This window comes from Nocardia sp. NPDC003999, from assembly GCF_053604885.1.
In genome coordinates this window covers 1-12,759 of record NZ_JBSGIB010000026.1, presented here as the reverse complement: position 1 = coordinate 12,759, position 12,759 = coordinate 1, and the positions used below count along the sequence as shown (strand labels likewise).

The window sequence follows — 12,759 nt, the reverse complement described above, 5'->3', positions numbered from 1 at the left end:
CTTGACGTTCAGGTGGCGTCGGTGTCGATCGGAGGACGTTCGTTGCGCTCCAACGGCTTATCCAACTTGGGCATCGGATAGTCCGGCATCCCGCTGTTCGTGCTGTACAGGTCCTTGGGATCGGGCAGCGCGCTGTCGAAATCCCGGAACAGCGAATCATCGCCGTTGAGAAGATGTTTGGTCACCATCGCCCGCGGCGTCATACCGCGCAGTTGGTTCAGGTCGGCCAGCGGTTTACGCAGATCCTCGAACTCCGGCCCCAATTCCTCTTTCAGCTGAGACGTGGCGCCACTCGCGTAATCACGCACCTGCCGCAGGCTGCGCGTGGTCCAGCGCACGGCACCGGGCAAGCGCTCCGGGCCGAGAATCACGAGGGCGGCGACGAGCAGGATGACCATCTCGCTCCAGCCGATGTTGCTGAACACGTAACCAGGCTACCTGGCCCGGTCAGCGGGTCGTCCATTGATAGCCGACCGGGAAATGAACGGTGGGTGTTGTCCGGGCTTTTCCAGGCCGTACAGCACCCACCGCATGTACAAGAAAAGGAATCTATGTGGGGTAGATCACAATCTTGCCGTTGTGTATGCCGCCGTAGCAGTACTCCACGCCGTCCGTCGCGACCGCGGTGTGCCCTCCACCCGGGCGGCAGTCGAACCAGTCGACGTAAGTGTCGTTCGTGGTAGCGCCGGCCGGTGCCGCGGACAGCCCCACGGTGGCGACCGCCGCCATAGTGGATCCGAGAATGAAAATGGCGAGATGACGCATCACAGCCCTCCCCGTGCTGCTGGATTTCGACAGCGTGACTCTATCCGCCGCGGTTTTGCGGCGTCTAGCGAAAATAATTGGGGTTCTGCGTTATTAGTTGGCGCAGGGAACTGCTAGTCGGATTCCAGGGTCACCGGGACGTCGACTCGGCGGCCGTCGCGGATGAGCTGGACGACCACGGTCTGGCCGATCTTGCTGGACTGTTCGGCCACCGTGAACTCGTCGGAGCTGGTGACCTCCCGATCGCCGACGCGCACGATGACATCGCCTTCGACGATGCCCGCCCGCGCGGCCGGGCCGTTCGGCGACACGTCGGCCACCGCGGCTCCGCTCATGACGTCATTGGCGACCGTCTTGGTGCGGAGGGACAGACCCATGGTCGGATGGTGCACCACACCGTCACGGATCAAGGTCTGCGCGACCTCGGTCATCTTGTCCACCGGGATGGCGAAGCCGAGGCCGACCGAGCCGCCGGTCTCGCTGCGGATGGCGGTGTTGATGCCGATGACCCGGCCGTCCATGTCCACCAGAGCGCCACCGGAGTTACCCGGGTTGATCGACGCGTCGGTCTGCACGGCGTCGATCACGGCCTTCGTGTCGCTGCCCTCGCCCTCCAGTTTCACCGGGCGGTGCAAGGCGCTGACGATGCCGGAGGTGACGGTCTTGCTCAGGCCGAGCGGCGATCCGATGGCCAGCACGTCGTCGCCGACCTGTACGTTGCCGGATTTGCCGAGCTGAGCGACGGTGAGATTCTTCACATCGACCTTCAGGACGGCCAGGTCGGTCTTCGGGTCGCGGCCGACGATCTGGGCGGGCACCCTGGTGCCGTCGGAGAACTGCACCTGGATCGCGGATCGGTTGGTCTTGTCCTGGGCGGCCATCGAGACGACGTGGTTGTTGGTGACGACGTAGCCGCCGCCGTCGATCACCACGCCGGAGCCGGTGGCGCCGTTCTCACCGACGGTCACGCGGATGGAGACGACCGAGGGCAACACGGCGTTGGCGACCTTTGCGATCAGGCCGTGCGGGCGGTTTCCGTCGCCGCCCTGTTCGAGGGCCACCTTGCGGGAGGTCAGCGTCGAGGCGGTTTCCGCGGTCAGGCGGCCGACCAGCCCGCCGAGCAGGCCGATGACGAGTGCGACGAGCGCGAGTAGGGCCAGCGCCTTGGGCGCGACTCGGGAGCCGAACAGCACTTCGCGGGCGCTGAGTTTCTCGGCCTGCGGCAGCGCCTGCGGTTTGGGTGTGGGCACCGCGGGGGCTCCGAGGCGGGCGACCGCCTCCGGGTCGCGCCATGGGTCGGCCGGTCCGGCAGCGGGAGCCTGGCCACCGGCCGCGTCGGGATCGCGCTGCAGGAGTTCGCTGGAGCCTTCTGGACGGCCGAAAGCCTCGGCCAGCACCGCGTCGGGCGGACGGTTCTGCAGTTCGGGACCGGATTGCGGCGCCGCGCCCGCCTTACGGAGCGGCAGCGGCTCGGCGAACGAACCGGACAGGCCGGACGGTCTGCGGAAGGCCCGCGCCGTGTGCGTGTCGACATGGGGCCGGTAGACCGGGCGCGGACCGAGCACGGGTGCGTCCGGAGGACGGAGATTCCCGCGGTTGGCCGCCGAATCCGAGGTGTCGGCCGATCCGGAATTCGTCGATTCGGTGGTCACTCGGGAAACTCTACTTGCGCCACCACGTGGTCCACCGGGTCGCGGTGAACGAATCGGTCAGAAACCCGAAAACCGCGTCGTTACGCCCGGACTGACCGGAGGTCGGGGCGGGCGTCCGGCCACTGGACGCGCCGCCGGGCAACTCCGCGAGGGGAATCCTGGTCAGGCTGTCGTGCAGCCCGGTCGGAATCGCGACCTGGCCTGCGTGCCGCAGTGCGATGCGCGCCTGTTGCTGGGCATCGACCTCGGCCGCGCATTCGGGACACAGCGAGAGGTGCTGAGCGGCACGCAGGTAGGCGTTCATCCGCAACTCACCGTCCACGTACGCCGCGATCGCCTCGCTCGCCAAATGCTCGGTGGGGCGAAAACGGGGCGGACGACGACCGGACGTGCTGAAGTCGCCACTCATTCGGTGCTCACCCTTCCAACCGACATCGACCGATGTTCGGGCGATGCCGGCTTCCGACGAATCACCCTATGTTCGCGTCAGCGGCGAACCGCTGCTCACTTCCATTATGCGCAAGGTAGTCGCGCAGGGCTTGGCGTCCACGGTGGATCCGACTGCGCACAGTGCCCAGTTTCACGCCGAGCGTAGCGCCGATCTCCTCGTAGGACAGCCCCTCGATATCGCACAGGACCACGGCCGCGCGGAACTCCGGCGCGAGCGAATCCAGGGCCGATTGCAGGTCGGGATCCAGCCGGGCGTCGTGGTAGGCCTGTTCCGGCCCCGGGCCCTCGGCGGGCACCCGGTCGTAGTCCTCGGGCAGCGCTTCCATCCTGATCCGGTTGCGGCGGCGCACCATGTCCAGGAACAGGTTGGTGGTGATGCGGTGCAGCCATCCCTCGAAGGTGCCCGGTTGGTAATTCGACAGCGAACGGAACACCCGGATGAACGTCTCCTGGGTGAGGTCCTCCGCGTCCTGTGCGTCGCCGGAGAGTCGGTAGGCCAGGCGATAGACCCGGTCCGCGTGCTCGCGGACGAGTTCGTCCCACGTGGGCATCGCCGACCGGTCGCCGGTGGCATCGAAGGCAGCAGTCCCGGTCAGCTCGACCGCGTCCTCGGCGGACTCGGCCTCGACCGGCAGGATCTGCTCGGGCAGGGTGGCGTATTCGCGCGCCGCATCGACCATGTGGATGGGGCTACCTCCTACTAGGGACCGCAAACGTCGGGAACTCGCTCGGGGCCGGATCTACGGTCCGTCACGTACGGATACAACCGACAACCGGTATGTCGTTGTTCCCGCGTCCCGTGTTAAGGCACGGTCGGTGGTCTTGCGATGCCCATACTCTTTCTGGTCCTGATATGGCCGGGTTATGGAGATGCTGAGGGTCACCTGAGAAAACCGGCGGCGGAAATGGCGGGCGGCGCGTGTTGTCCGGAACGCCGAGATCACCCGCCCGGCGTTAGCCTCATACCCGTGGCATCGAATCTGGAGCGGAATCTCGCCTATGTGGAGGAATCCGTCGTGGAAGACGAAATCCTCGTCAGCGCGCGGGAACGGGCCACCGAACTCGGCGCGATACCCGTGCCGCCCTCGGTGGGTGCGCTGCTGAGCATGTACGCGCAGTTGCTCGGTGCGCGCGCGGTGGTCGAGGTCGGCACCGGCGCGGGCATCAGCGGCCTGTGGCTGCTCGACGGCATGCGCGAGGACGGCACGCTCACCACCATCGATTCGGAGCCGGAACACCAGCGCGCGGCCAAGGAGGCGTTCCGCGCCGCCGACATCCCGCCCGCGCGCACCCGCCTGATCAACGGGCGGGCGCTGGACGTGCTGCCCCGGCTGGCCGACGGCGCCTACGACCTGGTCTTCATCGACGCCGCGCCGCTGGAACACCCGGAGTACGTCGCTCAGGCCGTGCGGCTGCTGCGCGACGGCGGCGCCATCCTGCTGCACAACGCGCTGCTGGGCGGGCGCGTACCCGATCCGGCGCAACGTGATCCGGCCACGCAGGCGGTGCGCGCCGCCACCCGCGCCATCGCGGAGAATCCGGAACTCACCTGCGTGCTGATTCCGGTCGGCGACGGATTGCTTTGCGCCTCACGCGGTTAGCGATTCGCGGGGCAGTCTGATTCCACCCCGGAATCCGGGGTATGCGCTGAGAAAGAACTCAGTGAGGAAAACAGTTATGCGTGAACTAACACCCCTCGAAGTAGCGGCTATGGGGGAAGTCGTGACCGAACGGCGCACGAGTTGGTTGCGGCCGACGATGATGGCCCTGCTGCTCGTGATTCTGGGAGCGGTGCTGGTGATGGTGGTGGTGAGCAACACCGATTTCGACACCGGCCCGGCGAAAACCACGCCTACCCCCGGTCCCTGTGAGCCGTTCTGCACCCAGAACGTCGCCCCGCCCGCCCCGTAATCCCGCTGTCGACCGCGCGCGTACTCCGGCCGAATAGGCCTGCCGCCGAAGTTTTTCCGGAATTCCTGGCCGCCGTGCCGTTTCTTCATCGCAGCCGCACCACCCGCCGGCGTTCGCGAAACAGCCGCCGAACGAGCACGGTTCGGCGCATGATGCCGCGAAAGACCGAAGATCCCCGATACTGGTGGAAGTCATGTTCCGAGTGGATCCGGAGGCGGGTGCGGCATGGTGATGATGATGTTTCTCTGGGACGAAGACGAGCGTCGTCCGAAGCCGATTCATTGGGGCCGGACCATGATCGCTTTCGCCGCGGTGCTGTTGTTCGCCGTGCTGGTGGTCTATTTGGTGAGTACCGCCGATTTCGGTGGCGCCTCGAAATCCACCGTGCCACGCACCCCGGGCCCTTGCGCGCCGTTCTGCATCAATTCGCCCGCGCCCGAGCCGGGCGCGCCCTAGCCCGATCCAGGCGGTACTACACCCAGACGCCCTTGCCGACCGTGACGACACCGCCGTTGCTCACGGCGAAGCGGCTGCGGTCGCGCGCCAGGTCCACTCCGATGATCTCGCCCTCGCCGACGACGACGTTCTTGTCCAGAATGGCGTGCCGGACCACCGCGCCGCGCCCGATCCGCACGCCGGGCATGAGCACGCACCCCTCGACAGTGGCGCCGTCGTCGACCATGACGTTGCCGCTGAGCACCGAATTGCGGACGGTGGCGGCCGACAGGATGCTGCCCGCGCCCACGATGCATTCCTGCGCCAGGCCGCCCTGGGCGAACTTGGCGGGCGGAAGGTTCTCGGTCGCCCCGCGGATCGGCCAGTGACGGTTGTAGAGATTGAACACCGGATGCACCGAGACCAGGTCCATGTGCGCGTCGTAGAACGCGTCGATGGTCCCGACATCGCGCCAGTAGCCGCGGTCGCGGTCGGTGGCGCCCGGCACGTCGTTGTCGGCGAAGTCGTAGACACCGGCCTGCCCCGCCGCGACGAGGGCCGGGATGATGTCGCCGCCCATGTCGTGGTCGGAGTCGGAGTTGTCCGCGTCCGCCCGGATCGAGTCCACCAGCACCTTGGTGGTGAAGACGTAGTTGCCCATGGACGCGAAGGTGACGTTCGGGTCGTCCGGGGTGCCGGGCGGATGCGCGGGCTTCTCCAGGAACTGCGTGATGCGGCCGGACTCGTCGCTATCGATGCAGCCGAACGCGCTCGCCTGGCTGCGCGGCACCCGGATGCCGGCCACGGTTACACCGGCACCGGAATCGATGTGATGGCGCACCATCTGCTCCGGGTCCATCCGGTAGACGTGATCGGCGCCGAAAACCGCGATGTATTCCGGGTCCTCGTCGTAGATCAGGTTCAGTGATTGCAGGATCGCGTCCGCGCTGCCGGTGTACCAGCGCGGTCCCAGCCGCTGCTGGGCGGGCACGGGGGTGATGTACTCGCCCGCGAAACCGGACAACCGCCAGGTCTGCGAGATGTGCCGGTCGAGCGAATGCGACTTGTACTGGGTGAGCACGCACAGCCGCAGGAAACCCGCGTTGACCAGATTGCTGAGTACGAAATCGATGAGACGGTAGGCGCCGCCGAACGGGACGGCGGGCTTGGCGCGGTCGGCCGTGAGTGGAAAGAGTCGCTTGCCCTCACCACCGGCGAGCACGATTCCGAGTACGTGCGGCTGGCTCCTCACACCTGCCAAACTACCGGGTGAAGCGCCCGTGAGTGGCCGCCGCGGACGCGAACGTTTAGTTTGGATCGGTGAGTTTCGGCACGGATGGCGGACGTTCGCCGGTGGATTCCGGCGAACGGGACCGGCTTCGCGTCGCGATGCTGACCCGCGAGTATCCGCCCGAGGTGTACGGCGGGGCCGGGGTGCACGTCACGCAGTTGACGGCGCATTTGCGTCAACTGTGCGAGGTGACCGTGCATTGCATGGGTGTCGACCGCGCCGATGCCGTGGTCCACCAACCGGATCCGTCGCTCTACGCCGCCAATGCCGCGCTGCAGATGATGTCCGCCCAGTTGCGGATGGCCGACGCGGTGGGCGATGTGGACGTGGTGCACTCGCATACCTGGTACAGCGGCTTGGCCGGCCATCTGGCCGCGGCCCTCTACGGCGTCCCGCACGTGCTGACCGCCCATTCCCTGGAGCCGCGCAGGCCGTGGAAGGCCGAGCAGCTCGGCGGCGGCTACCGGCTCTCGTCCTGGTCGGAGCGCAACGCCGTCGAGCACGCCGACGCCGTCATCGCGGTGAGCGAGGGCATGCGCCACGACGTGCTCGACGCCTACCCCGCGGTGGACCCGGACCGCGTGCATGTGGTGCACAACGGCATCGACGGGGCGGTCTGGCATCCCGGCCCCCCGGCGGGCGGCGAGCCGTCGGTGCTCACCGAACTCGGCGTGCGGGCCGATCTTCCCCTCGTCGCCTTCGTCGGCCGCATCACGCGGCAGAAGGGCGTCGGCCACCTGCTGGCGGCCGCCCGCGACTTCGACCCCGACATCCAGCTCGTGCTGTGCGCGGGCGCGCCGGACACGCCGGAGCTGGAGCACGAGGTCTCCACGGCCGTCCAGGAGCTGCGACAGCGGCGCGGTGGGGTGTTCTGGGTGCGTGAGATGCTGCCGACCGAGCGGATCCGGCAGATTCTCGCCGCGTCGGCACTGTTCGTGTGCCCGTCGGTGTACGAGCCGCTGGGCATCGTCAATCTGGAGGCGATGGCCTGCGCGACCGCGGTGGTCGCCTCCGACGTGGGCGGCATCCCCGAGGTGGTCGACGACCGCAACGGCCGACTGGTGCACTACGACGCGGGCGCAGCCGAGGACTACGAGCACGGACTCGCCGCCGCCGTGAACGAAGTGGCCGGTGATCCGGAGCTGTCCGCTCGCCTGGGCGCCGCGGGGCGCGAGCGCGCGATCTCCGAATTCGATTGGTCACGCATCGCGGCGCGCACGGTCGCGGTCTACGACGAGGTCAGAAAAGGCTGAGCCGGGCGATCAGGCCGCCCGGCGGTAGGTGCCGACGACGACCGACGCGGTGACCTCGACGGTCTCCGGCAGCCGCGCGAGACGCTCCGCTCCGGCGGCCGCGTGATGCGCGGACGGACCCATGCCGACCACATGTTCGACATCGGTTCTGGCGAGCGTCATCGGATACTCGATCAATGTCCGGTCCACGGGTTCGAGATGTCCCGTCATCGCGGCGTCGAGCCTGCTGTTCTTGTCGGGGTCGACCCGCACCATGTCCAGCGGCTCGATCAGTTCGCCCAAGTGGCGCTCGGTGGGTGTGGCGACAACGAAGCGACCGTCCTCGGTGAGCACCCTGGCGATCTCGCCGGGATTGCGCGGGGCGAAGACGGAGAGTACGCAGGCCAGCGCGCCGTCGCGGATCGGTAACCCGCGCCATGCGTCGGCCAGCACCGCCGCGGCGCGCGGGTGCGCGCGGGCGCACCGCCGGACGGCGGGTTTGGCCACGTCCAGCCCGATGCCGACAGCCGGGGGAGCGGCGTCGAGTGCCCGAGCGAGGTAGTAGCCGGTGCCCGCGCCGACCTCCAGCACCGGACCGTCCGTCCGGCGCGCCGTGGCGGCGCGCGCCACAGCGTCCGCGATCGGCCTGAAGTGGCCCTCGCTCTGGAAGGCGGCGCGGGCATCGAGCATGGCCGCGGTGTCCCCGGTCATCTTGGTCGACGCACCGGTCAGCAGGCTGACGTAGCCCTGCCTGGCGACGTCGAAACTGTGGCCGCGACCGCAGCGCAGTGCTCGATCCCGCGGTTCGAGCGCGAGCGACGCGGCATCCCGGTGCGCCCGCAGGCATTCCGGGCAGGCCAGGACGTCGGCCGCGTCGGCGAGGGCCGAGTGCTCAGCCGGGGCCACTCAGCTCGTGACGCTCTTCAGTTCGTCACCGAGCGCCGCTGCTTCGTCCGGCGTGAGCTCGACGACCAGACGCCCGCCACCCTCGAGTGGAACCCGCATGACGATTCCACGCCCTTCTTTGGTTGCCTCGAGGGGACCGTCCCCGGTACGGGGCTTCATGGCCGCCATCCTCTGCTCCCTCCAGATCTGCGCGGTCCTTGCGCACTTTTTGGAACTCCAGTTGTCACCAACCAGCGAGCTCGCCGGCGTTTGGCGAGCTACACCCGTCCCATTCTTCCCTATCGCCGATAGGGACGGATAGCTGAGTTCAAAAAGTGACCGGTCGGCCCGTCTCGGGCCGGGCGCTGCCCACCCAGCAGTCGGCCACATGATCATCGACCATTCCGGTCGCCTGCATCAGGGCGTACGCCGTGGTCGGTCCGACGAACCGGAATCCACGCCGTTTCAATTCTTTTGCCATGGCGGTGGATTCGGGTGTGGTGGCGGGCACCTCGGCGCCGGAGCGCGGGCGCGGGCGCGGCAGCGGGGCGAACGACCAGAGCAACTCGTCCAAGCTGACGTCGAGGTCACGCGCGACGCGTGCGTTGGCGATGGCCGCGTCGATCTTGAGGCGGTTGCGGACGATGCCGGCGTCGGCCATCAGCCGGGCGACGTCGTCGTCACCGAACTCCGCGACTCGCGCGATCGAGAAATCTGCGAACGCCGCGCGGAAGGCCGGGCGTTTGCGCAGGATGGTCAGCCAGGACAACCCGGATTGGAACGCCTCCAAGCAGAGCCGTTCGAACAACGCGTCGTCGCCGTGCAGGGGCTTGCCCCACTCGTAGTCGTGATAGTCCCGGTAGAGCTGGGAATCCGACGGCCACGCGCAGCGGATCAGTCCGTCGTCGGCGAGGGCGCTCATTTCGACTCCGGCGCGATCGGCGTCTGCCATCGCGCGGCCTGCGCCTCGGCCAGTTGGTGCTGGAGCTCATCGATCCGCGCGGCCAGCCGGGCCAGCGCCCAATCCACCTCTCCGGCTTTGTAGCCGCGCACCACCTGCTGGAATCGCAACGCGCGCACGTCCGCCCCGGTGATCCCTTCCACCGGCAGCACGGTGGCCGTCGTACCCTCCGGCAGCGGCCCGAGTTCCTCCGCCCGCCCGAACACCGCACTGGCCAGTAGGAACAGCACCGCGGCGACCAAGCCGACGATCAGCACGTACAACAGCATGGTGAGCATGGGACCGAGCTTATTAGCGAGCACCGACAGTCGGGCTCGCGCGTGGCCCTACAAATGCCGGGTGGTGTCGATGCCGAGCGACATGCCCGCGAGGCCGCGGCGGCGGACGGCGAGCTTGTCGGCGACCTCCAACAGGGCCTTGGCGGCCGAGTTCTCCGGATCGCGCAGCACGATCGGAGTACCTTCGTCGCCCGCTTCGCGCAGCGCCTGTTCGATGGGGATCTGGCCGAGCAGCGGCACGGTCGCACCGACGGCGCGGGTGAGCCGGTCGGCGACGGCCTGCCCGCCGCCGGAGCCGTACAGGTCCATCCGGGTGCCGTCCGGCAGGTCCAGCCAGGACATGTTCTCCACCACGCCCGCGATGCGCTGCCGGGTCTGCAACGCGATCGCGCCCGCTCGCTCGGCCACCTCCGCGGCGGCGGGCTGCGGGGTGGTGACGACCAGGATCTCGGCGTTCGGGATCAGCTGTGCGATGGAGATCGCGACGTCGCCGGTGCCCGGCGGCAGATCCAGCAAAAGGATGTCGAGGTCGCCCCAGAACACGTCGGCGAGGAACTGCTGCAACGCCCGGTGCAGCATCGGGCCGCGCCAGACCACAGGGGTGTTTCCCTGGGTGAACTGCGCGATCGAGATCATCTTCACGTCGTGCGCGACCGGCGGCATGATCATCCGCTCCACCTGCGTCGGCCTGGCGTCGGTGCCGAGCATGCGCGGGATGGAATGACCGTAGATGTCGGCGTCCAGCACGCCGACCGACAGGCCACGCGCGGCCATGGCCGCGGCGAGGTTCACCGTCACGCTGGACTTGCCGACGCCGCCCTTTCCGGAGGCGACGGCGTAGACGCGGGTCAGCGAGCCGGGCTGGGCGAAGGGGATGACCGGATCGGCGGAGTCGCCGCGCAGCTGCTTGCGCAGTGCGGTGCGCTGCTCGTCGTCCATCACGTCGAGGTCGACGCTGACGGCGCCCACACCAGGCACGTCGGCGATGGCCCTGCTCACCCGCTGCGTGATCTCGGTGCGCAGGGGGCAGCCCGCCGTCGTCAGATAGATCTCCACGTGGACATCGCTATCAGCGCCGATGACGACGCTTTTCACCATGCCCAGTTCGGTGATCGGCTTGCGGATCTCCGGGTCGTCGACCTTCGCAAGGGCACCCCGCACATCCGATTCCGTAACCACTGGCATGGCCGGAATTTTAGGCGTGTCAAATTTTGGGCAGGTCTCCGGCCCGGGGTGCGACCCCCGTGCTGTAGGAGGTCTCCCATGCCATGACGTTCGCGACATAGGCCATGGAGTGGTTGTAGCGCAGGATCGCCTTGGACTGTTGCGCCAGGTCGCGCATGTTCAGGCCGCCGTCGCAGAGGTACCTCCCCGCCGTCAGCGCGGCGTCGAAGAGGTTCTGCGGATCGGCGATGCCGTCGCCGTTGCCGTCGGCCCCGTAGCGCTTCCAAGTGTCGGGCAGGAACTGCATCGGGCCGATCGCGCGGTCGTAGCTGTCCAAGCCGTCCAGCGCGCCGTCGTCGGAATCCCGGACGACGTGGTTGCCGTTGAGCGAACCGTCCAGCACGGGGCCGTAGACGGGGCTGAGCGGGTTGCCGTCGGCGTCGGCTTTGCCGCCGTACGCGTGGGTGGACTCGACCCGGCCGATACCGGCCAGCAGCGACCACGGCATGCCGCACACGGGGTTCTCGGCGGCCAGGACCCGTTCCGCGTTCTGATAGGCGGCGACGGCGATGCCGGGGACGCCGAGCGGCCCGGCCTGCATGGCGGCGGCCTGCCGACCACTGGGCAGCGCAACGGTTTTCACCACGGGCGTCGCCGTGGGCGCGGCCTTGGCCATTGCGTGAGCGAGGAATTCGGTCCCGGCGACGGGCTCGACCACCGATTGCGCGGCGCCCTGAACGTCCTGGCCCTCCGGCGTATGGACGGCGGTCGCGAGAGGCGCTGCCTCGCCTACCTCGGAGGCGGCCGTGACGGATACGAGCCCTGCGGGAACCAATCCGGTCAACGCGATGACGGAACTCCGTCGAACGGTGGCAGGCGGTTGTTTTCGATGACGCCCCACGGTGTGGTGACCCTCCCATGGCTCGCTGTGAGCCCTTTGTTACGGAACCAAGGGGAAGGGTACCGCATCCGAGATCTTTTTGTTACTGCTTCGTGATCTGATGCCAGGTTTGAATCACTGCTGGGGCGCGGGTGGCGCGGGAAGGGGGATGACGATGCCGAACGGCAGGGTGATTCCGGGCGGCGGCGTGGGTGTGGGTTCGGCGGCGGTCGCCGATTCGGGTTCCGGTGCGGGTGGTGTGGTGGTGGCGGCGGGTTCGGATTCGCGGCGAGACTCGTTGTCGCGGGCGGGTAGGTCACCCGGGATGGGGGCAGGTTCGGCGGTGGCGAGCGTGGTGTCCGGCTGTCCGCATCCGGCGGCGAGCTGGTCCTGTGTGCCGGGTTGTCCTGCGGGAGCGGGCTGTCCTGCGGTGCCGGGTTGTCCCGCTGTAGCGGCCTCCGCGGGTTTGTCCGCCCCGGCGGCATCGGTGGAACCCGGGTTGCGCGGCTCGGCCGCTGTGGCGCCGTAAGGCTGCTGCGGTGCGAGCGGTACGCGGGCGGTCCCGGGTAGGTCCGGGAACGGCATCGGAGCGGGAACCGATTGCCCGACACAGGGATTCACCGGCGCTGGAGCCGGGCAGAAGATCCCGCACGGGATCGGCGGCAGACCGGGGAGCGTGATCATCACCTGCGTCGGCTGCGGTCGCGGCCGGGGCGCTCGATACTGTCCGGCCGGATCCGTGGTCGGGGTGGTGGTGCGCACCGCGCTCATGTCCGTGCCCGGCCCCACCGGCGGCAACGACCCCGGCGCCACCAGATCCGGCGACACCCGCACCTGCGTCGGCGAACCACCCGA

At 68.4% G+C, this 12,759-nt stretch carries 16 protein-coding genes and 1 pseudogene; 4 read left to right on the top strand and 13 right to left on the bottom strand.

The window, feature by feature from the left end:
* Positions 1–8 precede the first annotated feature (8 nt).
* The 5 genes from tatB to sigE all read right to left on the bottom strand — a co-directional run bounded on the left by tatB (position 9) and on the right by sigE (position 3,547).
* Entirely contained in the window at positions 9–425 is a 417-nt protein-coding gene (gene tatB, locus ACWESM_RS32300; protein WP_067804157.1) for a Sec-independent protein translocase protein TatB, read from the bottom strand.
* Positions 426–549: 124 nt separating this feature from the next.
* Positions 550–765 (bottom strand): hypothetical protein, encoded by a 216-nt coding sequence (locus ACWESM_RS32295; protein ID WP_355080409.1) that lies wholly within the window; start codon positions 763–765, stop codon positions 550–552.
* Positions 766–878: 113 nt separating this feature from the next.
* A complete protein-coding gene (locus tag ACWESM_RS32290; protein WP_356966620.1) occupies positions 879–2,417 on the bottom strand; it encodes a S1C family serine protease in 1,539 nt (512 codons plus the stop codon).
* Between the two features lie 10 nt (positions 2,418–2,427).
* Entirely contained in the window at positions 2,428–2,826 is a 399-nt protein-coding gene (locus ACWESM_RS32285) for a hypothetical protein (protein ID WP_364435126.1), read from the bottom strand.
* Between the two features lie 61 nt (positions 2,827–2,887).
* Positions 2,888–3,547 (bottom strand): RNA polymerase sigma factor SigE, encoded by a 660-nt coding sequence (sigE, locus tag ACWESM_RS32280; RefSeq protein WP_355080414.1) that lies wholly within the window; start codon positions 3,545–3,547, stop codon positions 2,888–2,890.
* 288 nt (positions 3,548–3,835) lie between these two features.
* Here sigE and ACWESM_RS32275 point away from each other — a divergent pair, with 288 nt between their 5' ends.
* The 3 genes from ACWESM_RS32275 (at position 3,836) to ACWESM_RS32265 (ending at position 5,234) form a co-directional block, all read left to right on the top strand.
* A complete protein-coding gene (locus ACWESM_RS32275; RefSeq protein ID WP_379255959.1) occupies positions 3,836–4,468 on the top strand; it encodes an O-methyltransferase in 633 nt (210 codons plus the stop codon).
* A gap of 76 nt (positions 4,469–4,544) precedes the next feature.
* Entirely contained in the window at positions 4,545–4,778 is a 234-nt protein-coding gene (locus ACWESM_RS32270; RefSeq protein WP_356966616.1) for a hypothetical protein, read from the top strand.
* Positions 4,779–5,003: 225 nt separating this feature from the next.
* Positions 5,004–5,234: a hypothetical protein gene (locus ACWESM_RS32265; protein WP_356966614.1), complete on the top strand. Its 231-nt coding sequence runs from the start codon at positions 5,004–5,006 to the stop codon at positions 5,232–5,234.
* Between the two features lie 16 nt (positions 5,235–5,250).
* Here ACWESM_RS32265 and glgC read toward each other — a convergent pair whose 3' ends face one another.
* Complete coding sequence (gene glgC, locus ACWESM_RS32260; RefSeq protein ID WP_355080419.1) at positions 5,251–6,465, bottom strand: glucose-1-phosphate adenylyltransferase; 1,215 nt, start codon at positions 6,463–6,465, stop codon at positions 5,251–5,253.
* Positions 6,466–6,602: 137 nt separating this feature from the next.
* Between glgC and glgA the strand changes: the two genes are divergently transcribed.
* Positions 6,603–7,757 (top strand): glycogen synthase, encoded by a 1,155-nt coding sequence (gene glgA, locus ACWESM_RS32255; protein WP_452495056.1) that lies wholly within the window; start codon positions 6,603–6,605, stop codon positions 7,755–7,757.
* Positions 7,758–7,766: 9 nt separating this feature from the next.
* On the opposite strand, the gene ACWESM_RS32250 is transcribed toward glgA, so the two are convergent.
* The 7 genes and pseudogenes from ACWESM_RS32250 to ACWESM_RS32220 all read right to left on the bottom strand — a co-directional run.
* The gene (locus ACWESM_RS32250; protein WP_397280314.1) at positions 7,767–8,642 is read right to left on the bottom strand and encodes a putative RNA methyltransferase; all 876 of its coding nucleotides are present in this window, start codon (positions 8,640–8,642) and stop codon (positions 7,767–7,769) included.
* Positions 8,643–8,810, bottom strand: coding sequence for a DUF3117 domain-containing protein (locus tag ACWESM_RS32245; protein ID WP_011211259.1), 168 nt, complete (start codon positions 8,808–8,810; stop codon positions 8,643–8,645).
* A 139-nt stretch (positions 8,811–8,949) separates the two neighbouring features.
* Positions 8,950–9,543 (bottom strand): DNA-3-methyladenine glycosylase I, encoded by a 594-nt coding sequence (locus tag ACWESM_RS32240; protein ID WP_452494999.1) that lies wholly within the window; start codon positions 9,541–9,543, stop codon positions 8,950–8,952.
* Complete coding sequence (locus tag ACWESM_RS32235) at positions 9,540–9,860, bottom strand: DivIVA domain-containing protein (RefSeq protein ID WP_039800550.1); 321 nt, start codon at positions 9,858–9,860, stop codon at positions 9,540–9,542. Before ACWESM_RS32235 ends, ACWESM_RS32240 begins: the two co-directional genes overlap by 4 nt.
* Positions 9,861–9,908: 48 nt before the next feature.
* A complete protein-coding gene (locus tag ACWESM_RS32230; protein WP_364435115.1) occupies positions 9,909–11,045 on the bottom strand; it encodes an Mrp/NBP35 family ATP-binding protein in 1,137 nt (378 codons plus the stop codon).
* A gap of 19 nt (positions 11,046–11,064) precedes the next feature.
* Positions 11,065–11,925: a lytic transglycosylase domain-containing protein gene (locus tag ACWESM_RS32225; protein ID WP_356966607.1), complete on the bottom strand. Its 861-nt coding sequence runs from the start codon at positions 11,923–11,925 to the stop codon at positions 11,065–11,067.
* Positions 11,926–12,039: 114 nt separating this feature from the next.
* Positions 12,040–12,759 (bottom strand): annotated as a pseudogene (locus tag ACWESM_RS32220) (lytic transglycosylase); the annotation flags it as partial.